This is a genomic window from Micromonospora radicis (assembly GCF_003583405.1).
GTDB classification, from domain to species: Bacteria; Actinomycetota; Actinomycetes; order Mycobacteriales; family Micromonosporaceae; genus Micromonospora; species Micromonospora radicis.
Genome location: NZ_QXEC01000004.1, coordinates 74,483 through 94,595 on the forward strand (window position 1 = coordinate 74,483; position 20,113 = coordinate 94,595).

Here is a 20,113-nt window from a genome sequence, read left to right on the forward strand (position 1 = left end):
CACCACAAGGAGAGACGAACGATGTCCGTTAACCCCGATCTCAACCGCCGGACCCTGCTGCGCCGCGCGGCGGCCGCGGGTCTCCTGGTGACCCCGGCCGCGGGTCTGCTCAGCGCCTGCGCCGGCAGCACGCCGAGCCCGAGCGACGACAACACCGGTGCGAAGAGCAACGACAACCCCTTCGGCGTGCAGGAGAACAGCGCCGTCAAGGTGGTCATCTTCAACGGCGGTCTGGGTGACGCCTGGGCGAAGGAGGACCAGGCGGTCTTCAGCGCCAAGCACGGAAGCGTCACGGTCAACATGAGCTCCACCCAGAAGATCAAGACCGAAGAACAGCCCAAGATGGCGACCACCCCCAGCGACCTGATCATGAACTCGGGCGCCGACCTGATGGACCTGAGCACGCTGGTCAACGAGGGCGCCATCGAGCCGCTGGACGACCTGCTCGCCGCGCCGGCCTGGGACAGCGAGGGCACCGTCGCCGACAGCCTGCTGCCCGGCACCGTCAGCGACGGCACCTTCCAGGGCAAGTTCTTCGTGGTGTACGTGGCCTTCACCGTCTGGGGCAACTGGTACAACGGCGCGCTGTTCAGCAAGGAGGGCTGGGAGCCGCCGAAGAGCTTCGAGGAGTTCTTCGCCCTGGCCCCGAAGATCAAGGCCAAGGGCATCGCGCCGTACGTCTACGACGCGGTGCACGGCTACTACCCGCGCTGGGCGCTGATGGCCTCGATCTGGAAGTCCGCCGGCAAGCAGGCGGTCGTCGACATCGACAACCTGAAGGAGAACGCCTGGCGGGCCGAGGGCGTGCTGCCCGCCCTGGAGCAGTGGGAGAAGGTCGTCAAGGACAAGCTGGTGCTGCCCGGCCGGCTCGACCACACCCAGTCGCAGCAGGCCTGGCTGGACGGCAAGGCCGCCTTCATCCAGGTCGGCACCTGGCTGAAGAACGAGATGGCGGCGACCATCCCGCCGGGCTTCGAGATGAAGCTCTCCGACTACTGGACCGTCAGCGCCGCCGACAAGGCGCCCAAGGACGTCTTCGCCGGCGCCGGTGAGGGCTTCGTGGTGCCGAGCAAGGCGCCGAACAAGGCGGCGGCCAAGGAGTTCCTGCGGGCGGTGCTCTCCAAGGCCGGTTCGGCGAAGTTCGCCGAGCTGACCAAGTCCCTGGCGTCGACCAAGGGCTCCGGCGACAACGTGGACGACCCGGCGCTGGCCACGGCCAACGAGCTGATGAAGAACGCCGGGCAGGACCTGGTCTCGGTCAAGCTCTGGGACTTCTACGCGGACCTGGACAAGGAGAGCCAGAACCTGTCCCAGGAGCTGATGGCCGGTCGACTCACCGCCGCGCAGTTCGTGGACAAGATGCAGGCCGCCGCCGACAAGGTCGCCAAGGACTCGTCGATCACCAAGCAGACCCGCAACGCGTGACACCCCGGAACTGACCGAACGAGGAAGTGGGAGAAATGCGGCACGGAGTTGCGCGTTTCGTCACGGGTTTCCTGGCGCTGCCGGTCGGGCTGTACCTCTTCTACGTGGTGTGGCCCTTCCTGCAGGCGGCCGGCTACTCGTTGACCGACTGGGGAGGCTACTCCGACCGGCAGCAGTTCGTCGGGCTGGAGAACTACGTCCGGCTGTTCACCGACGAGCTGATCAGGAAGGCGTTCTGGCACAACGTCTTCTTCCTGGTCACCGTGCCGCTGTTCACCATCGCGCTGGCCTTGTTCCTCGCGTTCCTGCTGAACGTGGGCGGACGCGAGGACAAGGCCGGCATCCGGGGCGTCTTCGGCTCCGGCCTGTACAAGGTGATCTTCTTCTTCCCGCAGGTGCTGTCCCTGGTCGTGATCGCGGTGATGTGGCAACAGATCTACCGCGCCGACGGCCAGGGCCTGATCAACGGCGTGCTGATGAAGATCGGTCTGGTCGACCAGGACGACCCGATCACCTTCATGTACGACCCGGAGCCCTTCCTCGGCGTACCGGCGGTGCTGTGGTGGCTGCTGGTGATCGCGGTGTGGAGCGGCGCCGGCTTCTACATGGTGCTCTTCTCCGCGGCCATGCAGTCCATCCCGAAGGACATCTACGAGGCGGCCATCCTGGACGGGGCCGGCCGATTCCACACCTTCTTCCGGATCACCCTGCCGCTGCTGCGCGACACCGTCTCGGTGGCCTGGGTGTACCTGGGCTTCATCGCGCTGGACATGTTCGCGCTGGTCTACATCATGACGCCGAGTCAGGGCGGCCCGAACCACGCCAGCGAGATCTTCGCCTCGGTGATCAACTTCAACGCGTTCCAGAAGGGCCAGTTCGGCTACGCCTGCGCGATCGCGGTCGCCCTGGCCATCTTCACGATCCTGCTCGCCGCGTTGCAGCTGAGGATCACCCGTCGTGAGCGGATCGAGTACTGAGGAGACACCGACGATGAGCACGGTGACCCACACCCCGGGTGACCAGGCCGGGCCCGACCAGGCCCCGCCGCCGGACCGTACGCCGGGCCGAGGCGCCGCCGTCGGCGGCAGCCGCGCCGGAGCGCGGATCTTCAACGGCTTCTCCCACCTGTTCCTCGCCGTCTGGGCGGTCATGGTGGTCTACCCGCTGCTGTGGGTGGTGATGTCGGCGCTCAAGACCGACTCGGAGGTCATTCGCAAGCCGCTGTCGCTCTTCCCCGAGCAACTGCAGTGGGGCAACTTCGCCCGGGCCTGGACCGAGGGCCACATCGGGGACTTCTTCCTCAACACCGTCCTGGTGTTGACCGGCAGCGTCTTCCTCACCATGCTGCTCGGCTCGATGGCCGCGTACGTGCTGGCCCGCTACGAGTTCCCCGGCAACCGGCTGATCTACTACATGTTCCTGTCCGGCCTCACGCTGCCGATCTACCTGGCCGCGGTGCCGCTGTTCAAGGGCGTCTACAACCTCGGCGTGACGCTGCCCTTCCTCGGCCCGAACAAGCACCTGATGCTGATCCTGGTCTACGTGGCCTGGTCGCTGGCTTTCACGGTCTTCTTCATGCACTCGTTCTTCCGTACGCTGCCCACCGCGATCGCCGAGGCGGCCATGGTCGACGGTGCCTCGCACAGCCGGCTGTTCTTCAGCGTCATGCTGCCGATGGCCAAGCCGGGTCTGATCAGCATCGGCATCTTCAACGTCCTGGGCCAGTGGAACCAGTGGTACCTGCCGACCCTGCTGATGCAGTCGGTGGCCGGCGAGCCGAAGAACCAGGTCATCTCCCAGGGCCTGATCGAACTCTCGGTCAACCAGGGCTACCGCTCCGACTGGTCGGGCCTGTTCGCCGGGGTGACCATGGCGATGCTGCCGGTGCTCATCGTCTACATCGTCTTCCAACGCCAGGTCCAGTCCGGCCTGACCGCGGGCGTCAGCAAGTAGCCGCCCGCCCGGCGCGCCCCGCCGGGGAACCGCCTGCTCGATCCGCCTGCTCGATTCGGGATCGAGTGCCTTCACCGCTGAGGGGAGGCCACTCGATCCCGGATCGAGCGTGATCATGAGTGGTCGGCGACGGATCCTCACCCGGCGCAGGCTTGACCTCGATCCGGGTTCAGGTTGCACGATGCCGGTCGACCCAGCAGAGGAGCTGTCGTGATCGACCCGTCCGCGAGCATCCGGATCGCCCGACCCTCGAACGACCTCGCCGCAGCCGAGCGCTTCTACCGCGACGGGCTTGGCCTGCGCGTGCTGTACCGGGCTCGGGGCGGTCCCGGTGAGCACGATCTGATCATGCTGGGCTGGTCGGCGGCCGGCTGGCATCTGGAACTGGTCGGCGGCCCACACCTCGCGGCTCGGCCCACACCGACCGCCGAGGACCTTCTCGTGATCTACCTCGGTGAGCCGCCGGACGGGGCGCTACTGTCCCGCCTGACCTCGGCCGGTGGCCGGCGGATCCCGCAGAACGCCTACTGGGACCGTTGGGGGGTCACTGTCGCGGACCCGGACGGCTACCGTCTGGTGCTCTCCCGACGGACCTGGTCGAACGCCGCCTAGCGGTCGGTCCGCGCCGGATCCCGCGGCCGGTCGGCGTCGGGAGGCCGGTCGGCGTCCGGAGCTCGGTCGGCGTCGGGAGCTCGGTCGGCGTCGGGAGCTCGGTCGGCGTCCGGAGCTCGGTCGGCGTCCGGAGGCCGACCGGGGCCGGGTCGACGGACGGTGTGCCCTGGTCGAGGAGGCTGTCGTACCGGGGCGGCAGAATCGTCTTCGTGCTGGTGGCGGTGGTCTCGGACGAGCAGGGCGGGGGAGTGCTGCAACCGCTCGACCCGACCGGCGTCCCGACCGGTCCGCCGGAGGCGGTGACCGACCTGGCCGAGGCGGTCGCCGCCCGGGAGCGGGCCGAACAGCCACGCTGGGTGTGGGCCAGCGGCGCCGTGCTCTATCCGGCGTTGCTGCGCGCCGGGGTCCGCGTCGAGCGCTGTCACGACGTGGAGTTGACCGAGGCGCTGCTGCTCGGCCACGCCGGCCGCTGGGGTGAGCCGCGGTCGCTGGCGGCGGCGTGGGCGCGGCTGACCGGCGCGCCGGTGCCGCCCGATCCGCCGCCGCGCGCCGCCGCTCCGCCCGGCGCCGGGCAGACCGCGCTCTTCGACGCGCTGCCGGGGCCGCCGGGCCCCGGCATCACCGCGTTGACCCGGGTGTACGCCGACCAACTCGCCCGCGCCGTGGCGACCGAGCAGCCCGGCCGGTTCCGGTTGCTGGTGGCCGCCGAGTCGGCCGGCGCGTTGATCGCCGCCGAGATGGGTGCGGCCGGGCTGCCCTGGCGGGCCGACGTGCACGACGCGGTGCTGGCCGAGCTGCTGGGTGAGCCGTCACCGGTCGGCGGGCCGCCCCGCCGGCTGGCCGAGTTGGCCGCCCGGATCGCCGCGGCGTTCGGGGTGCGGCAGGTGCACGCGGACAGCCCGGCGGAGCTGCTGAAGGCGTTCGCCCGGGTCGGCGTGGAGCTGCCGAACACCCGGGCCTGGGTGCTGCGCGGGGTGGACCATCCGGCGGTGCCGCTGGTACTGGAGTACAAGGAGCTGTACCGGATCTGGACGGCGCACGGGCGGGCCTGGCGGGACGCCTGGGTCCGCGACGGCCGGTTCCAGCCGGAGTACGTGCCCGGCGGGGTGGTGTCGGGGCGGTGGGCCACCCGCGGCGGTGGCGCGTTGCAGATTCCGAAGGTGATCCGCCGGGCGGCGGTGGCCGATCCGGGTTGGCGCTTCGTGGTGGCCGACGCCGGGCAGCTGGAGCCGCGGGTGCTGGCGGCGGTCTCCGCCGACGCCCGGCTCGCCGCGGCGGGCGGGACCGGTGACCTCTACCAGGCGTTGGCCCGCGACGCGTTCGGCGGTGACCGGGGTCGGGCCAAGCTGGCCCTGCTCGGTGCGATGTACGGGCAGACGGGCGGGGAGGCGGTGCCGGCCCTGGCGGTGCTGCGGCGCAACTATCCGACGGCGTTCGGCTACGTCGAGGCGGCGGCGCGTACCGGTGAGGCCGGTGGGCTGGTGCGTTCGTGGTTGGGGCGGACCTGCCCGCCGGGCACGTCCGGGTTCGTTGGCGACGAGGGGGTGGTGGACCAGGACGTGGTGGGTGACCCGCAGTCGCCCCGGGCCCGGGCGGCCCGCTCCCGGGGCCGGTTCACCCGGAACTTCGTCATCCAGGCCACCGCCGCCGAGTGGGCGTCGACCCTGCTGGCGGTGCTTCGCGGCGAGTTGGCCGGTACCCGCGCGGAACTGGTCTTCTTCCAGCACGACGAGGTGATCGTGCACTGTCCGGCGGAGCAGGCCGAGCGGGCGGCCGAGGCGGTCGAGCGGTCCGGCCGGCGGGCCACCGAGCTGCTGTTCGGCGAGACGGCGGTGCGCTTTCCGTTGGACCTGTCGATCGTCGAGTGTTACGCCGACGCGGCCTGATGGTCGGTCGCGGGCCCGGCGAACCTGAGCCGCCCACCGTGCCGAACGTCCTATTATGAGCGTTATGTCGATAATCTTGCCTGTGGGTTTCGTCGGGACGCCGTGGTGAGCCCGGTCGGTGCGGTCGGGCAGCCGTTCACCCGGCTGGAGGGCCACGACAAGGTCACCGGCACCGCCCGGTACGCGGTGGAGTACCCCGCCGACGGCATGGCGTACGCCATGATCGTGCCCGCGACGATCGTGCGCGGTGTGATCACCGGCGTGCGGACCGAGGCCGCGTCGGCCCTGGCCGGGGTGCTGGCGGTGCTGCACCACGGCAACGCGCCCCGGCTGGCCGCCGGGGTCGACGCGGAGCTGTACCGGCTCCAGGAGCCGACGGTGCACTTCCGGGGCCAGGCCGTCGCGGTGGTGGTGGCCGAGACCATCGAGGCGGCCCGCGAGGCGGCCCGGCTCGTCCACCTCGACTACGACGTGCAGCCGCACCGCACCGAGCTGTCCGACCAGGATCCCGGCCTGTACCAGCCGGGCCACGTCAACCCGAGCTATCCCACCGACGTGTCCGCCGGCGACTTCGACGCGGGGTTCGCCGCCGCGCCGGTCCGGCTGGACCTCGCGTACCGCACGCCGTCCTACCACAACAGCCCGCTGGAGCCGCACGCCTCGACCGCCCAGTGGCGGGACGGACAGCTGCTGGTGCACGACGCCAGCCAGGGGACGCTGCCCGCCCAGGAGCTGCTGTCCCGGCTGTTCGAGCTGCCCATGGAGTCCGTCCGGGTGGTCAACGCGCACATCGGTGGCGGGTTCGGCGGCAAGCTCTACGTCAAGATCCAGACGGTGTTGGCCGCGATGGCGGCCCGGGTTGTCGACCGGCCGGTCCGGCTGGCCCTGACCCGGCAACAGATGTTCGGTCCGGTGGGCTACCGCACCCCGACCATCCAGCGGGTCCGGCTCGGTGCCGACCGGGACGGACGGATCGCCGCCGTCGCCCACGACGCGGTCAGCCAGACCTCGACGGTGACCGAGTTCGCCGAACAGACCGCCGTCTACACCCGCAACATGTACGCCGCTCCCAACCGGCGCACCACCCACCGGGTGGTCCGGCTCGACGTGCCCACCCCGTTCTGGATGCGGGCACCGGGATACACCCCGGGCTCGTTCGCGTTGGAGTCCGCACTGGACGAACTGGCCCTGGCCTGCGGGCTCGATCCGGTGGAACTGCGGTTGCGCAACGACACCACCGTCGACCCGGAGAGCGGCCACCCGTTCACCAGTCGCAACCTGGCCGCCTGTCTCACCGACGGGGCGCGCCGCTTCGGCTGGTCGGACCGGGATCCGACGCCCGGCAGCCGCCGGGAGGGGCGCTGGCGGTACGGCACCGGCATGGCCGGCTCCAGCTATCCCGCCCGGATCCGGCCCGCCGCCGCCTCGGCCGCCGCGTACGCCGACGGCACCTTCGAGGTACGGATCAACGCGGCCGACATCGGCACCGGCGCGCGTACCGCCCTGTGGCAGGTGGCCGCCGACGCGCTGGGCGCGCCACCGCAGCGGGTGCGGATCGAGATCGGCGACACCGCACTGCCCTACGCGGAGGTGGCCGGCGGGTCGACCGGCCTGGCCTCGTGGAGCTGGGCGGTGGTCCGCGCCTGCGAACGGCTCTGCGAGCGGCTCGCCGAACTGCGCGGCGTGGTACCGGCCGGCGGGCTGCTCGTCGAGGCGAGCAGCGCCGAGGAGGTGGCCGCGCAGGCCACCCTGCCGCGCTTCGCGTACGGCGCGCAGTTCGCCGAGGTGCGGGTGGACGCCGACACCGGCGAGATCCGGGTACGGCGGCTGCTCGGTGTCTTCGCCGTCGGTCGGGCGGTCAACCCGACCACCCTGCGCAGCCAGCTCGTCGGCGGGATGACCATGGGGTTGTCTATGGCGCTGCACGAGGAGGGCGCCTTCGACGACCGGTACGGCACCTGGGCCAACCACGACCTGGCCAGCTACCACATCAGCAGCAACGCCGACGTGCCGGCGGTCGAGGCGTACTGGGTCACCGACGAGGACAGCCAGCTCAACCCGCTCGGGATCAAGGGTGCCGGTGAGATCGGCATCGTCGGGGCCGCCGCGGCCATCGCCAACGCGGTGCACCACGCCACCGGTGTACGCGTCCGCGAACTGCCCGTCACGCTGGACAAGCTCCTGCCCGGGTAGGAGCCGCGCTTTCCGTGTTGTTCATGTTCGCCTGCCATCCTGTGCCGCCGTACTCGACCGTTGCGGTCGAGGTGGTGAGGATTACCGGGAGGCGGCATGGCCAGGCGCGTGTACCTGCACATCGGGGCGCCGAAGACCGGCAGCACCTACGTGCAGAACGTGCTCTGGCGCAACCGGGACCGGCTGGCGGAGGCGGGCATCCTGCTGCCGGGTAGCGCGGTGGCGCACGACCAGGCGATGGCGGACCTGCGGGCGGCGCCGTGGCGCGACGCCGAGGTGTACTGGACCTGGGACCGGCTGGCCGCCAGGGCGCGGGAGTGGTCCGGTGACGTGGTCGTCAGCAACGAGGGCCTCGGCGCGGCCGACGGTACGCAGGCGGCCCGCGCGGTGGCCAGCCTGGCCCCCGCCGAGGTCCACGTCGTGGTGGTCGGTCGGGATCTCTGGCGTACCTTCCCGTCGTTCTGGCAGCAGAGCATCCGGGCCCGCAGCGGCTGGCGGTTCGAGGAGTTCCTCCACGCCGTCGAGGAGGGCCGCTGCGAGGTCTTCTGGGAGAACCACACCGCGTTGCGGATGCTGCGCCGTTGGGGTGACCTGGTGCCGGCGCGGCAGCGGCACCTGGTGACGGTGCCGGCGCCGGGTGCCCCGCCCGAGGTGCTGTGGCACCGCTTCGCCGGCATCGTCGGCATCCCGGACGGGCTGTGCGAACTGACCGCTCCGGCCGCCAACCCCTCGCTCGGCGCCGCCGAGATCGAGTTGCTCCGGCGGGTCAACCGGAAGTTGGGGGACCGCTATCCGCTGCGCACCCCGTACCGTCGGGTGGTGCACCGGCACCTGGTCGACGCGGTGCTCAAGCGGCGGGCCAACAAACTGCGGTTCGGCATCGGGTCGGAGCGGGTCGGCTGGGTGGCGGACCTCGCCGAGCAGCAGATCGAGGAGCTCCGCGGGTACCCCTGCCGGATCGCCGGTGACCTCGACGACCTGCGGCCGAGACGGCTGACGCCGGGCGACAGCCCCGACACCGTCGCGGACGGCCACCTGCTCGACATCGCCGTCGAGACGATCGTCGAGCTGCTCGGGCACGCCGAGGCCCTCAGCGAGCGGGCGGAGCGCCCCGCGGAGGACACCCTCACCCGGCTGCGCAACCGGGCGGCCGGCGGCGTCCGGCGCCGGCTCCGCGCCATCCGGCGGGACGGCGCCTGATCAGTTCTGGCGCCGCCGGGCGCCTGATCAGGCCGGCGCCGCCTGCACCAGGTCCAGCACGGTACGGACGATGGCGTTGCGGGCCAGCGGGATCTTGAAGGCGTTCGCCGACTGCGGTCGGGCGTCGGCCAGTTCCGCCTCGGCGGCGCGCCGGAGTCGTTGCTCGTCGACCGGCCCACCGCGCAACAGGTCCTCGGCCCGGGTGGCCCGCCACGGCTTGTGCGCCACCCCGCCCAGCGCGATCCGCACGTCGCGTACCCGCCCGTCGGCGAGGTCGATCGCGGCGGCGACGGAGACCAGGGCGAAGGCGTACGAGGCCCGGTCGCGGATCTTGCGATAGTACGAGCGGGCCGCGACAGCCAGCGGCGGCAGGTCGACCGCGGTGATCAGCTCGCCGTGGGTCAGCACGTTGTCGTGCTGTGGTTCGCTGCCGGGCAGCCGGTGTAGTTCGGTCAGCGGGATACGGCGGCCGCCGTCCGGGCCGACGGTCTGCACCACGGCGTCCATCGCGGCCAGCGCGACCGCCAGGTCCGACGGGTTGGTGGCGATGCACTCCGGTGACGTACCGAGGATGGCCAGGTCCCGGTTGTGTCCCGCGATGGCCGAACAGCCGGTGCCGGGCTCGCGTTTGTTGCAGGCGGTGGTGACGTCCTGGAAGTACAGGCAGCGGGTGCGTTGCAACAGGTTGCCGCCGACGGTGGCGAGGTTGCGCAGCTGGGTGGAGGCGCCGTTGAGCACCGCCTGGGCCACCACCGGGTAGCGGCGGCGGACCAGCGGGTCGGCGGCCAGGTCGCTGTTGGAGACCCCGGCGCCGATGCGTACCCCGCCGTCGGGCAGTTCCTCGATCGCCCGCGAGGTCACCCCACGGATGTCGACCAGCAGGTCGGGCCGGGCCACGTCGAGCTTCATCAGGTCGACCAGGTTCGTCCCACCGCCGAGGAAGGCCGCCTGCGGTGAGCGGGCGAGCAGGGCGACCGCGCTGGCCGGGTCGGTGGCGCGCTCGTACCGGAACGGCCTCATGACCGGGCCACCTCCTGGATGGCGGGGATCATGTTCGCGTACGCGGCGCAGCGGCACAGGTTGCCGCTCATCCGCTCGCGGATCTCGTCGGGCTGGGCGGCCAGGTCGACCGGGCCGAGATCGGGCGCGGCGTCCGGGCCGGCCGGTGGCGTGAAGGTCACCGCGCTGGGCCACCCGGTCGCGGCCTCCTCGACCATGGCGACCGCGGAGACGATCTGCCCCGGGGTGCAGTAGCCACACTGGAACGCGTCGTGCTCGATGAAGCTGCGCTGCATCGGGTGCAGCTCTCCGTCGGTGGCCAGCCCGGCGGCGGTGACCACGTCGGCCCCGTCGTGCGCCACCGCCAGCGCGAGGCAGCTGTTGGCCCGGCGCCCGTCGAGCAGCACCGTGCAGGCGCCGCACTGGCCGTGGTCGCAGCCCTTCTTGGGGCTGGTGTTGCCCAGCCGTTCGCGCAGCGCGTCGAGCAGGGTGGTCCGGGTGTCGACGGTGAGCCGGTGGTCGGCTCCGTCGACCCGGAGCGTGATCTCGGTGTCCATGGTGGGCGGCTCCCTGGCGCTGGTGACCTGCCGACCAAAATATCCTTACTAAGCGGATCTGAGCCGCTAACCGGGTCAAGAGCTATAAAAATGGACGCAACGCCGAGCTGGTCGGGAGGGTGGCGACGGATGTTGTCGGAGGTGTGGCCGTTCGTCGCGCAGCGGCACGGCGCCGGGCAGCGGGTGGTGCTGGCCCGGCTGGTCCGCCGGACCGGTCCGGGTTCGCGACCGCTGGGCGCCACCATGGCGGTGGCCGCCGACGGCGGCTGGACCGGGTCGGTCTCCGGTGGCTGCGTCGAAGGCGCCCTGCTCGACGAGGCGCGGTCGGTGCTCGACGGCGCCGCCCCCCGGCTCACCTCGGTCCGCCCCGGCGCGGACCTGATGCCCTGGGAGCCCGCGCCGGCCTGCGCCGGCGAGCTGGGCGTACTGATCTGCCCGGCGCCGGTCGGCCCGGTCTTCGCCGCCGTCAGCGCCGCCCTGGCCACCCGCCGCCCGCTGGCCGTGGCCGTCGAACTCGAACCACCGTTCCGTTGGTCCACCGCGGCCGACCGGTCCGGGCTGCCCGGCGGCTCGGAACACTTCGTCGAGGAACTGCGATCCGGGCCGGTGCTGCTGGTCGTCGGCGCGACGGACCTCGCCGCCATGCTGGCGGCGCTTGCCGCACCGCTGGGACAGCGGGTCGTGGTGGTCGACCCGCGACCGGCCTACGCCCGACCCGAGCGGGTGCCCACCGCCGACGACGTGGTCTGCGTCTGGCCGGACGAGTGGCTGGCCGCCGCCAAGCTGACCACCCGGGACGCGGTCCTGGTGGTGACCCACGACCCCCGCATCGACGACCGGGCGATCCGGGCCGCGTTGGCCGGGTCGGCCGGGTACGTCGGTGTGCTGGGCAGCCGGGACACCCACACCCGGCGGCTGGCCCGGCTGGCCGGGCTGCCCGGACTGGACCGGCTCACCGGCCCGGCCGGGCTGGACCTCGGCGCGACCTCCCTCGCCCAGACCGCGCTGTCGATGCTCGCCGAGGTGGTGGCGGTCGGCAACCGGCGTACCGGCGGCCGGCTGCGGGACCTGCGGGGCCGCATCCGGGCGGTGGAGACGCCCGCGCCGCAACCGGTCGGGTGAGCAAGACCGACGAGGCAACCTTTCCCAGGCCCAGCCGGTACTACCTCTTGACCGACTTGCTCAGGAGGGCGGGCACGTGAACACACCGGAGGGGTTCGACGACTTCGTCGCGACCCGTTCGTCGCGGCTGCTGCGCACCGCCTTCCTGCTCACCCGGGACTGGGCGCTGGCCGAGGACCTGTTGCAGACGGCGCTGGCCCGGGCCTGGGAGGCGTGGCAGCGCATCGACGGCGACCCCGAGCCGTACGTGCGTCGGACCATCGTGAACACCTACGCCTCCTGGTGGCGGCGGCGGTGGCGCGGCGAACTGCCCACCGCCGAGCTGCCCGAGTTGGCCGTGACGGCGGACCCGGAGACCGGGCTGGACGACCGTGACCAGCTCTGGCGGGCGCTGGGCCGGCTACCTCGCCGCCAGCGGGCCGTGCTCGTGCTGCGCTACTTCGAGGAGTTGTCCGAACTCGAGGTCGCCGAGACGCTGGGCTGTTCGGTCGGCACGGTCAAGAGCCAGGCCAGCCGGGCGCTGGCCAAGCTCCGGCTGGACGAGACGCTTGCGCCGGAAGGGATGCCGCGATGAATCTCACCGACCTCAAGCAGGTGCTCGACGAACGCTCCGGCGACTCGGCCGAACAGGTCCTGCACCGGGCGCGGCTCGGCGGCGTACGGGCCAAGGTGCTGGCCCGGCGTCGGCGGCGGATCGCGGTCTGGACCAGCGCCGGGGTGGCCGCGGTGGTGGTCACCGCCGTCGTCGTGCCCGGACTGCGGCCGCACCTGCCGCCGACCCCGGCGGTCACACCCGCACCGACGCAGCTCAACGAGGGCTTCCCGGAGTACACCGGGGGCGTCCGCGTGGTCGCCGCGCGCGGTGCGTCGGCACCGACCCGTCGGGTCGAGGTGACCATGGTGCCGACCACCCTCGATCTCGTCGTGCTGACCCGCTGCGCCGGCTTCGGCCAGGGCATCTCGGTGGAGCGGACGGTGCACGTCGACGGCCGCGCCGTCGCGGACGGCACCTGCCGCGACGGCAGCCTGCAACCGTCGGACTGGGCCGGGTTGGGCGTCGAGGTCGGTCGGCCCGTCACCTTCGTCCTGACCCTCGACAGCGCCTGGCAGTCCGGCGAGATGGGCACCGTCGTGGTGCCGATCCCGCGGCAGGGCGAGTTCGGGATCGCCGTCGGCGAACGCGTCCCGTTCGAGGACTACCCCCTGCCGTCCCCGCCCGCCGGCACGCTGACCCCGCTGGCCGAGGCGGAGCTACCGGCCGGTTGCACCGCGGCCCGCTGCCCGAATGTGGTCATCATCCGCTCGACGCCGGACGACCCGACGCGTCCGGTCCGGCTGGAGCTGACCTGGCGGGCGCTGGGCGCGGCGCACATGGTGTCGCAGACGCCGGGCCGGCTGCGCCTGCTGGTGGACGACCGTGAGGTCGGCACCGGCGAGTGGTGGGACTACCGGGCGACCGGCCTGGCGACGTACGGCGACGAGGACGGCGTCGGACGGCCGACCGGTGACGTCGACCCGGACGATCCGGTGGTCGTCGAGGTGCTGCCCGAGCACGTCACCGGGGCATGGCAGGTGGTCCTGACGCCGGACCCGGCGAACGTGGGCGGTTGACCCGGCGAGCCGACGATGTGGCTAGCGCGGGCCGGCGAAGCGTGGGCCCGGCGTTTCCCGGCTGGCCATCAGGATGAGGTCGGCGATCGCCTCCGGATGGGTCACCATGGCCAGGTGTGACGACTCGACCTCGATGGTGGTCGCACCCATCCGTTGCGCCAGGAACCGTTCGAGTTCCGGTGCGGTGGTGCGGTCCTGGCTGGAGACCGAGTAGTAGCAGGGCTTGTCCCGCCAGGCGGCGACGGTCGTCCGGGCCTTGAACAGGTCACCGGCGATCGGTACCTGCACCGCGTAGAGGGCCCGGGCCCGGGCCGGGTCGACGCCACCGGCGAAGTCGGTCAGGAAACTCTCCTCGCCCAGCTGCGCGTAGCCGTCGTGGTGGACCAGTCCGGCGTTGGCCGGCGGGGTGGGGAACTGCGCGGCGAGGGCGGTGTAGTCCTCGCCGACGTCGGGTGCCCGGGCGGCCACGTAGACCAGCGCGCAGACGTTCGGATGGTCACCGGCCTCGGTGATCACCGTACCGGCCCAGGAGTGCCCGGCCAGCACCGTCGGGCCCGTCCTGCCGGTCGAGGGCGCGGCGGGTGGCGGCCGCGTCGTCGGCCAACGAGGTCAGCGGGTTCTGTACCGCGGTGGTGCGCAGCCCCGCGCGTCGTTGCCTACCAGCACTGTCTCCGAAACCGGTGCGCCGGGTGGGGTGAATCGCGAGATTCCGGACAGGTCGCGTCCGGTCGTCCAGCATCGGTCGCATGGTGACGACGGGTTCCCGCGTACGGCATCGGCTCGTCGCCCTGCTGACCGGCGTGCCGGTGCGGCTGTGGCCGCTGGCGGGCCTGGCGGTGCTGGTCACCGTGGCCGCCGGGGTGGGGTTGCTGCCCCGCTGGCCGGGTCTGGTGCACCTGGTCGCGTTACCGCCGTTGGACCTCTACGGCGACCTGCGGTTGCTGCTCACCTGGGCGCCGTCCTGGCCGTTGTTCGTGCTCGGGCTGGCCGCCTCGCTCACCGTGCGGGTGAGCGTGCTGGTGTTGATGCTGGGTGGCTTCAGCTGGTCCCGGGTACGACTCGTGCTGAGCTTCTACCTGCTCGTGCTGCCGCTGTTGCTGTTCGCGGCGGAAGCTACGTACGCGGCGGCGGCGTTGCTCTACTCGCGGCTGTTCTGGCCGGCACTCGCCGTGGTGGCGGCGCTGGCCATGCTGCTCGCGCCGGTGCCGTGGCGGCGTACCGAGCGGTTCCGTTCCGCCCTGGCCGGGACCGTACGCGGTGGGTTCCGGGCCCCGGCGATGCTGGGGTACGCGCTGGTCGTCGCCGCGATCGGCGCGCTGGCCACCGTCGAGTCCGCCGTGGCGGTGTGGCTGGTGCCCGTCTCGGCACTGGCCACTGCGGCGACCGTGGTGGTGTTGCGCGGGCCCACGCCGAGCCGCCCGCAGTGGCGGTTGGCGGGGGTGCTGGCGGTGCTGCTGTTCGCCGCGACGGTCTTCGTGGCGACCCGCCCGGTCGAACCCGGCGAGCCGGCGCAACGCCGAGCAGGCTCGATCCTGCTGATGTCCGGGATCAACTCCGCCTCCGGTCGGGGGACGATGTTCAGCAGCCGGGCCGACGTGCTCGGCTACGACTGCGACCAGACCTACTACTTCTCGTACGCCGGTCCCGGTGACGGGCAGCCGCGGGGGCGGGCGTTGTGCCCGATCCGTACCGGGGCGCCGTACCAGCCGGCGGACACCCAGCAGCCCCTGCCGGAGCAGGTGGCGGCCTTCGCCGCCCAGGTACGCGAGCTGCCGCGACCGCTGGTGGTGATGGGCCATTCGCACGGTGCGTGGGTGGCCTGGGACGCCGTCGCCCGGGGTCTTGCCCCGCAGGTCGACGTACTGGTGCTGGTCGGTCCGTTTCCGGAGAGCCCGGTCGGCTACCCGCCGCCGGGGCGGGATGGGCGGGGCCGGGTGGCCGGGGACCTGCTGCGGCTGCTGGTGCCGATCGCCGATGCGGTGGACTTCCAGTTCGAGCCGGATGCCCCGGCGGCCCGGGAGTTGCTGGCCGAGGCGAACAGCGTGGCGCGGTTGTTCGACCGGCCGTTGCCGGCGGGCACCCGGGCGGTCAGCGTCACCTCGGCGACCGACCTGCCGCTGATGCCCGACGGCTGGCGGCTGCCGGTGTCGCGCAACGTCTGCCCGCTGCGGGTGGCCCACCCGTACCTGCCGGACCGGCCGGCCTTCTACCGCGAGGTAAATCGATTTCTCGATGGCCGGCCGGCGTTGGACTGTCCGCCCTGGCGGACCTGGGGCCGGTCGTTCGCGCTGCCGTTCGGAGTTCCGGCCGCCGGGCGGTTCGACTGAGGAAGTCGGCGCGGTCCGGCGGATGCGCTGATGCCAGATCACTACAAAACGTAGGGTAAGCCTCATATAGATCGGGGGGCGTGATGGGTAAGCGGGACCGGGTCGTGGTGGTGACCGGGGCGTCGAGCGGCATCGGACGGGCGTGCGCGCTGCGGTTCGCCGAGCGCGTCGGGGGGTTGGTGCTGGTCGCCCGACGGGCCGCCGCGTTGGAGGAACTGGCCACCGAATGCCGAGGGCGGGGGAGCGAGGTGCTGGTGGCGGCCGTCGACGTGACCGACGCGGAGGCGGTGGACCGGGTGGCCGCGCAGGCGGTGGCCCGGTTCGGTCGCGTCGACGTCTGGGTCAACAACGCCGCGGTGAATCTTTACGGGCGTACCGAGGAGGTGCCGGCGCGGCTGTGGCATCGGGTGGTGCAGACCAACCTCTTCGGCACGTACCACGGGGTGCGGGCGGTGCTGCCCTGGTTCCGCGAACAGGGCGGCGGCACACTGATCAACGTCTCGTCGGTGCTCGGGCACACCGGTTTCCCCCAGCAGAGCGCGTACGCGGCCAGCAAGCACGGCATCCGGGCGTTGGGCGACTGCGTACGCCAGGAGGTGCGCGACGTCGACGGCATCTCCGTCTGCACCGTGCTGCCCGGCCCGGTCGACACTCCACTGTTCCGGGTGGCCGGGAACTGGACCGGCCGGCGCGTCGTACCACCGGGGCAGCCCGTGCCCGCCGATCGGGTCGCGGCGGCGGTGCTCCGGTGCGCGGACCGGCCCCGGCGGGAGGTGCCGGTGGGCGGTGCGAGCCGAGCCGGGGTGCTGGCCGCCCGGATCGCCCCCGGACTGGTGGAGCGGGCCGGTGCCCGGGTGCTGGGCCGTCAGCACTTCGCCGACGAGGCGACCGCGCCCACCGAGGGCAACCTGTTCGAACCGGCGGACTTCGGGGCCCGGGTCGACGACGGCTGGCGGTCCGGAGTGGACGGTCGGCGGCGTCGGGGCGCCAAGGCACTGCTCGGCGCCGGCCTGCTGCTTGGCGCAGCGCTGGTCTCGGCCTCGCGCGCCGCCACGACCTCGCGGGGGCGCACCCGCTGGGCCCGGCGATGAGCACGTCGGCACTGGTCCGCCCCACCGGGCCGGAGCTGTCCCCGTTGCCACCCGGGGTGGTGCTGCCCAGCGTCGAGGAGCATCTGGTGACGGTGCCCGCACCGGCGACGTGGCGGGAGCGGGCGGGTCGTCGGGCTGCCGAGTCGTGGCAGCTGCGCGGCCTGCGCTGGGGTGTCCGGTCGGTCCGCCCGCCGATCGTGCTGGTCCACGGTCTCGGCGTGGCGGCGCGGATGGTGGCGCCGACGGCCCGCCGCCTCGCCGTCGGTGGGCTCGTCCTCGCTCCGGACCTGCCCGGCTACGGGCGCAGCGGCAAACCGCGTCCGGTGCCCAGGATAGGTGAACTGGGTGCGGCATTGACCAGTTGGTTGACCACCACCACCGCGGCACCGGCGATGTTGGTGGGGGTCTCGCTGGGCAGTCAGATCGTCATCGACGTGGCGCTACGCAACCCGGCAGCGGTACGGGCGCTGGTGCTGGTCAGCCCGATCGTCGAGCCCGAACGGCGGAGCTGGCGCAGGCAATTGTGGCGCTGGCAGCAGGAACAGGCCACCCAGTCGCTGCGGCTGCGCGCGATCCAGCTGGACGACTACCGGCGGGCCGGCCTCGGGCGGGTGGTGCGGACCTTCTCCTCCGCGCTGGCCCAGCGCCCCGAGGAGAAGGTCGGCCGGCTGCGGATGCCGGTGCTGATCTGCCGGGGAAGCCGGGATCCGCTGGTCTCCGCGAGTTGGGTACGCCAGCTGCGGGCCCGCTGTGGTGGGGAACTGGTCACCGTGCCCGGCGCGGTGCACGCGATGAGTTACGAGAATCCGGTGGAGCTGTCCCGGGTCGTCCAGGGCTTCCTCGACCGTATCGAAGGTCGGCCCGCGGCGGGGGAGGTGGCCGGTGTCCGCGCCTGACTTCCTGGCCAGCTTCGACTCGGCCTCGGCGATGCTCACGGCCACCGCCCGGTACCTGCGTGGCGAGCAGTTCCCGGCGCTGGGCCAGCCGACCGGCCTCAAGCCGTTGGTGAAGCTCACCGACCGGCTGCCTCGTCGGCTGCGCGAGATCGCCTTCATCGGCTCCGGGATGACCGAGGCGGTCAGTTCCCGCCGGATGCGCCACATCGACGTGGAACGGGTCAACGAGTGGGTGGTCGGCGAGTACCCGCAGCGGTCGTACCCGGCGGTGGTGGTGGGTTCGTCCTGCGGCGCGCTGGTGCACCTGTGTGCCGCGTTGGGCATCCCGTGGCTGCCGCAGACGTTCTTCATCCCGGTGCGACAGTGGGTGCACCCGGACGACCCGACGGGCGCCATGCGCCGGGGGCTGCGTCCCGGTCGTGCCCTGTTGGACGCCAACCCGGACATCCAACTGCACCATATGCACGACGCCAACCAGGACCGGCTGATGGTGCGGGCGTTGACCTACTTCCGCTACAAGCGGCGGGTACTCGGCCCGGCGTACGAACGGTTCCTGCATTCGACGTTGCGCCCGGGCGGGACGATCATCATCTCGGACTGCCGACGCCGGTGGCGTACCACCACTCTCGGCAGCCGGCATGTCTTCCAGCACGGCGCCGTGGGTGGGGCCACCGAGGAGGAGTTCCACGAGGGCGGCGACCGGGTGGCTGAGTACCTGCACCGGTACGACTCGCCGGTGCGCCGCTGGCACGGACCGGAACCGGACAGCGTCAGCCCGGAGGCGGAGTGGGGGTTCGCGCCCGCGTTGGGTGAGGACATCGAACGCTTCGCCCGCCAGCACGGCTACCAGGTGCGGCGGCTGGCCTTCGACACCCCGGCCAAACCGTCGCCGATGGTGGCCGACCTGTACCGCTGGTGGTACCAGCGCCGGCGGATCCCGGCGAACCGGCTGTTCGTGGAGTCGTTCATTGTGCTGGAGCCGTGGTGGACGTTGCGGACCGGCACTGTGCCCTTCTGGATGACGTTCAACATGGACCCGTCGCTGCGTGACGTACAGAACTACCTGGACGACCGGGAGCCGTTCGACGACATCGACCTGTCGCTGTTCCAGCACGGCGTGGAGGCGGTGGGTGCGCCGTCGTCGGACGACTGGCGGGCGGTGATCGCCCGGGCCCGCCGCCGTGGTCGGTACGTCGGGCAGGACCTGGACACCTATCCGTACGAGATGTCGATCTTCGCCCGGTACGACGAGGCGCTGCGGGAGATCCCGGCGCGCTATCCGATGCCGGGTGCGCTCACCCTCGACGAGTTCGACGGGTTCCTGGCCGAGCGGGGCGACTACCCGGGCGTGCGGTGGGAACGGTTGTCGGTGCCGGCCTGAGTTGTCGGTGCCGTCGCGCCACCACTCGATGCTTCACCGAGTTGGCGCGATTGGCGAAGGATGCCCAATTTATATCTTTTGACCCGCCACTCTCGTTCGCCGCGAGTCGTTGCAATCGGTGTGCGTAGGACGGAACGGCCGGGGGCCACGCCCCGGCCGCTCCCACGCTGGAGGGAGCGCAGCTCTGAACCGGATCGCAGGAATGATCATCGCCGCGGGGGGCGGACGCCGTATCGGCGGTCCGGAGGCCCTGCTGCACCAGGACGGCAAGCCCCTGGTCGACCAGATGATCGACACGCTGACGGAGGCGGGCTGCGGGCAGATCGTGGTCGTCCTGGGTGCCGCGGCCGACCAGGTCCGCGAGACCGCCGACCTGGGTCGCGCCACGGTGGTGGTCAACCGGGCCTGGGGGACCGGAGTCGGCTCGTCCATCCGCGCCGGCCTGGCCGGAATCGACGACGACAAGGTCGAGGCGGTGGTGGTGGTACCGGTCGACATGCCCGGCTTGACCGCCGCCGCCGTCCGCCGGGTGACCGCGCTGCCCTTCCCCGACGTGCTGGTCTGCGCCACCTACAACGGCCTGCGCGGCTACCCGATGTTGTTCGGTCGCCGGCACTGGGCCGGCATCGCGACCCTGGCCAGCGCCGACGTCGGCGCCCGCCCGTACCTGCTGGCGCACAAGGACCAGATCGTCGACATCGCCTGCGACACCGTCGCCGACGGCAGTCGCGTCGACACCCCCGAACTCATGGCCCTCTACGGCCTCTCCGTCCCCGAACAACGCGTAGGCGTCTAACCCGCCCCACCCCCACCCTGCCCCGTCGATCATGGAGTTTCGGTCGCCTGGATGGGGTGAATGC

The 20,113-nt window shown here is 72.1% G+C and carries 18 protein-coding genes; 15 read left to right on the top strand and 3 right to left on the bottom strand.

What is annotated here, in order from left to right; all coding sequences use genetic code 11:
• Nucleotides 1-21 precede the first annotated feature (21 nt).
• The 7 genes from ngcE (at nt 22) to D2L64_RS06325 (ending at nt 9,269) form a co-directional block, all read left to right on the top strand.
• On the top strand, nt 22-1,425 hold the full coding sequence (gene ngcE, locus D2L64_RS06295) for an N-acetylglucosamine/diacetylchitobiose ABC transporter substrate-binding protein (protein ID WP_119573757.1): 1,404 nt from the start codon (nt 22-24) through the stop codon (nt 1,423-1,425).
• A gap of 35 nt (nt 1,426-1,460) precedes the next feature.
• Entirely contained in the window at nt 1,461-2,402 is a 942-nt protein-coding gene (locus D2L64_RS06300; RefSeq protein ID WP_119573758.1) for a carbohydrate ABC transporter permease, read from the top strand.
• Between the two features lie 13 nt (nt 2,403-2,415).
• Complete coding sequence (locus D2L64_RS06305) at nt 2,416-3,378, top strand: carbohydrate ABC transporter permease (RefSeq protein ID WP_119573759.1); 963 nt, start codon at nt 2,416-2,418, stop codon at nt 3,376-3,378.
• 213 nt (nt 3,379-3,591) lie between these two features.
• Complete coding sequence (locus D2L64_RS06310) at nt 3,592-3,990, top strand: VOC family protein (protein WP_407663058.1); 399 nt, start codon at nt 3,592-3,594, stop codon at nt 3,988-3,990.
• A gap of 179 nt (nt 3,991-4,169) precedes the next feature.
• Nucleotides 4,170-5,876 carry a bifunctional 3'-5' exonuclease/DNA polymerase gene (locus D2L64_RS06315; RefSeq protein WP_119573898.1) on the top strand — a complete coding sequence of 569 codons (1,707 nt, stop codon included), beginning with the start codon at nt 4,170-4,172 and terminating at the stop codon, nt 5,874-5,876.
• 105 nt (nt 5,877-5,981) lie between these two features.
• Nucleotides 5,982-8,069, top strand: coding sequence for a xanthine dehydrogenase family protein molybdopterin-binding subunit (locus D2L64_RS06320; RefSeq protein WP_233558799.1), 2,088 nt, complete (start codon nt 5,982-5,984; stop codon nt 8,067-8,069).
• A 96-nt stretch (nt 8,070-8,165) separates the two neighbouring features.
• Nucleotides 8,166-9,269 (top strand): hypothetical protein, encoded by a 1,104-nt coding sequence (locus D2L64_RS06325; RefSeq protein ID WP_119573762.1) that lies wholly within the window; start codon nt 8,166-8,168, stop codon nt 9,267-9,269.
• A 27-nt stretch (nt 9,270-9,296) separates the two neighbouring features.
• Here D2L64_RS06325 and D2L64_RS06330 read toward each other — a convergent pair whose 3' ends face one another.
• Both D2L64_RS06330 and D2L64_RS06335 read right to left on the bottom strand, forming a co-directional pair.
• Nucleotides 9,297-10,289, bottom strand: coding sequence for an FAD binding domain-containing protein (locus D2L64_RS06330; RefSeq protein WP_119573763.1), 993 nt, complete (start codon nt 10,287-10,289; stop codon nt 9,297-9,299).
• Complete coding sequence (locus D2L64_RS06335; protein WP_119573764.1) at nt 10,286-10,825, bottom strand: (2Fe-2S)-binding protein; 540 nt, start codon at nt 10,823-10,825, stop codon at nt 10,286-10,288. Before D2L64_RS06335 ends, D2L64_RS06330 begins: the two co-directional genes overlap by 4 nt.
• Before the next feature lie 129 nt (nt 10,826-10,954).
• Here D2L64_RS06335 and D2L64_RS06340 point away from each other — a divergent pair, with 129 nt between their 5' ends.
• From D2L64_RS06340 to D2L64_RS06350, 3 genes are all read left to right on the top strand, one after another.
• Complete coding sequence (locus D2L64_RS06340; RefSeq protein ID WP_158603464.1) at nt 10,955-11,947, top strand: XdhC family protein; 993 nt, start codon at nt 10,955-10,957, stop codon at nt 11,945-11,947.
• Nucleotides 11,948-12,023: 76 nt separating this feature from the next.
• Nucleotides 12,024-12,521, top strand: a complete 498-nt coding sequence (locus D2L64_RS06345; RefSeq protein WP_119573766.1) for a SigE family RNA polymerase sigma factor — start codon at nt 12,024-12,026, stop codon at nt 12,519-12,521.
• A complete protein-coding gene (locus D2L64_RS06350; RefSeq protein ID WP_119573767.1) occupies nt 12,518-13,558 on the top strand; it encodes a hypothetical protein in 1,041 nt (346 codons plus the stop codon). The genes D2L64_RS06345 and D2L64_RS06350 overlap by 4 nt, the downstream gene beginning before the upstream one ends.
• 21 nt (nt 13,559-13,579) lie before the next feature.
• Here D2L64_RS06350 and D2L64_RS06355 read toward each other — a convergent pair whose 3' ends face one another.
• A complete protein-coding gene (locus D2L64_RS06355) occupies nt 13,580-14,104 on the bottom strand; it encodes an alpha/beta hydrolase (RefSeq protein WP_233558800.1) in 525 nt (174 codons plus the stop codon).
• 200 nt (nt 14,105-14,304) lie between these two features.
• Between D2L64_RS06355 and D2L64_RS06360 the strand changes: the two genes are divergently transcribed.
• The 5 genes from D2L64_RS06360 to D2L64_RS06380 all read left to right on the top strand — a co-directional run bounded on the left by D2L64_RS06360 (nt 14,305) and on the right by D2L64_RS06380 (nt 20,049).
• Nucleotides 14,305-15,885, top strand: coding sequence for an alpha/beta fold hydrolase (locus D2L64_RS06360; protein ID WP_199714441.1), 1,581 nt, complete (start codon nt 14,305-14,307; stop codon nt 15,883-15,885).
• A gap of 83 nt (nt 15,886-15,968) precedes the next feature.
• Nucleotides 15,969-16,976, top strand: a complete 1,008-nt coding sequence (locus D2L64_RS06365) for an SDR family NAD(P)-dependent oxidoreductase (protein WP_119573768.1) — start codon at nt 15,969-15,971, stop codon at nt 16,974-16,976.
• Nucleotides 16,973-17,872 carry an alpha/beta fold hydrolase gene (locus D2L64_RS06370; protein ID WP_119573769.1) on the top strand — a complete coding sequence of 300 codons (900 nt, stop codon included), beginning with the start codon at nt 16,973-16,975 and terminating at the stop codon, nt 17,870-17,872. The genes D2L64_RS06365 and D2L64_RS06370 overlap by 4 nt, the downstream gene beginning before the upstream one ends.
• Nucleotides 17,859-19,253, top strand: coding sequence for a hypothetical protein (locus D2L64_RS06375; RefSeq protein ID WP_199714442.1), 1,395 nt, complete (start codon nt 17,859-17,861; stop codon nt 19,251-19,253). The genes D2L64_RS06370 and D2L64_RS06375 overlap by 14 nt, the downstream gene beginning before the upstream one ends.
• A 202-nt stretch (nt 19,254-19,455) precedes the next feature.
• The gene (locus tag D2L64_RS06380; protein WP_119573770.1) at nt 19,456-20,049 is read left to right on the top strand and encodes a nucleotidyltransferase family protein; all 594 of its coding nucleotides are present in this window, start codon (nt 19,456-19,458) and stop codon (nt 20,047-20,049) included.
• The last annotated feature ends 64 nt before the right edge of the window (nt 20,050-20,113 follow it).

Excerpts from the sequence above, each read along its gene's own strand:
- D2L64_RS06350 (WP_119573767.1), top strand. The coding sequence starts at position 12,518 with ATGAATCTCACCGACCTCAAGCAGGTGCTCGACGAACGCTCCGGCGAC.
- D2L64_RS06325 (WP_119573762.1), top strand. The coding sequence starts at position 8,166 with ATGGCCAGGCGCGTGTACCTGCACATCGGGGCGCCGAAGACCGGCAGC.
- D2L64_RS06300 (WP_119573758.1), top strand. The coding sequence starts at position 1,461 with ATGCGGCACGGAGTTGCGCGTTTCGTCACGGGTTTCCTGGCGCTGCCG.
- D2L64_RS06305 (WP_119573759.1), top strand. The coding sequence starts at position 2,416 with ATGAGCACGGTGACCCACACCCCGGGTGACCAGGCCGGGCCCGACCAG.
- D2L64_RS06370 (WP_119573769.1), top strand. The coding sequence starts at position 16,973 with ATGAGCACGTCGGCACTGGTCCGCCCCACCGGGCCGGAGCTGTCCCCG.
- D2L64_RS06340 (WP_158603464.1), top strand. The coding sequence starts at position 10,955 with ATGTTGTCGGAGGTGTGGCCGTTCGTCGCGCAGCGGCACGGCGCCGGG.
- D2L64_RS06330 (WP_119573763.1), bottom strand. The coding sequence starts at position 10,289 with ATGAGGCCGTTCCGGTACGAGCGCGCCACCGACCCGGCCAGCGCGGTC.
- D2L64_RS06360 (WP_199714441.1), top strand. The coding sequence starts at position 14,305 with ATGGTGACGACGGGTTCCCGCGTACGGCATCGGCTCGTCGCCCTGCTG.
- D2L64_RS06365 (WP_119573768.1), top strand. The coding sequence starts at position 15,969 with ATGGGTAAGCGGGACCGGGTCGTGGTGGTGACCGGGGCGTCGAGCGGC.
- D2L64_RS06380 (WP_119573770.1), top strand. The coding sequence starts at position 19,456 with ATGATCATCGCCGCGGGGGGCGGACGCCGTATCGGCGGTCCGGAGGCC.
- ngcE (WP_119573757.1), top strand. The coding sequence starts at position 22 with ATGTCCGTTAACCCCGATCTCAACCGCCGGACCCTGCTGCGCCGCGCG.
- D2L64_RS06335 (WP_119573764.1), bottom strand. The coding sequence starts at position 10,825 with ATGGACACCGAGATCACGCTCCGGGTCGACGGAGCCGACCACCGGCTC.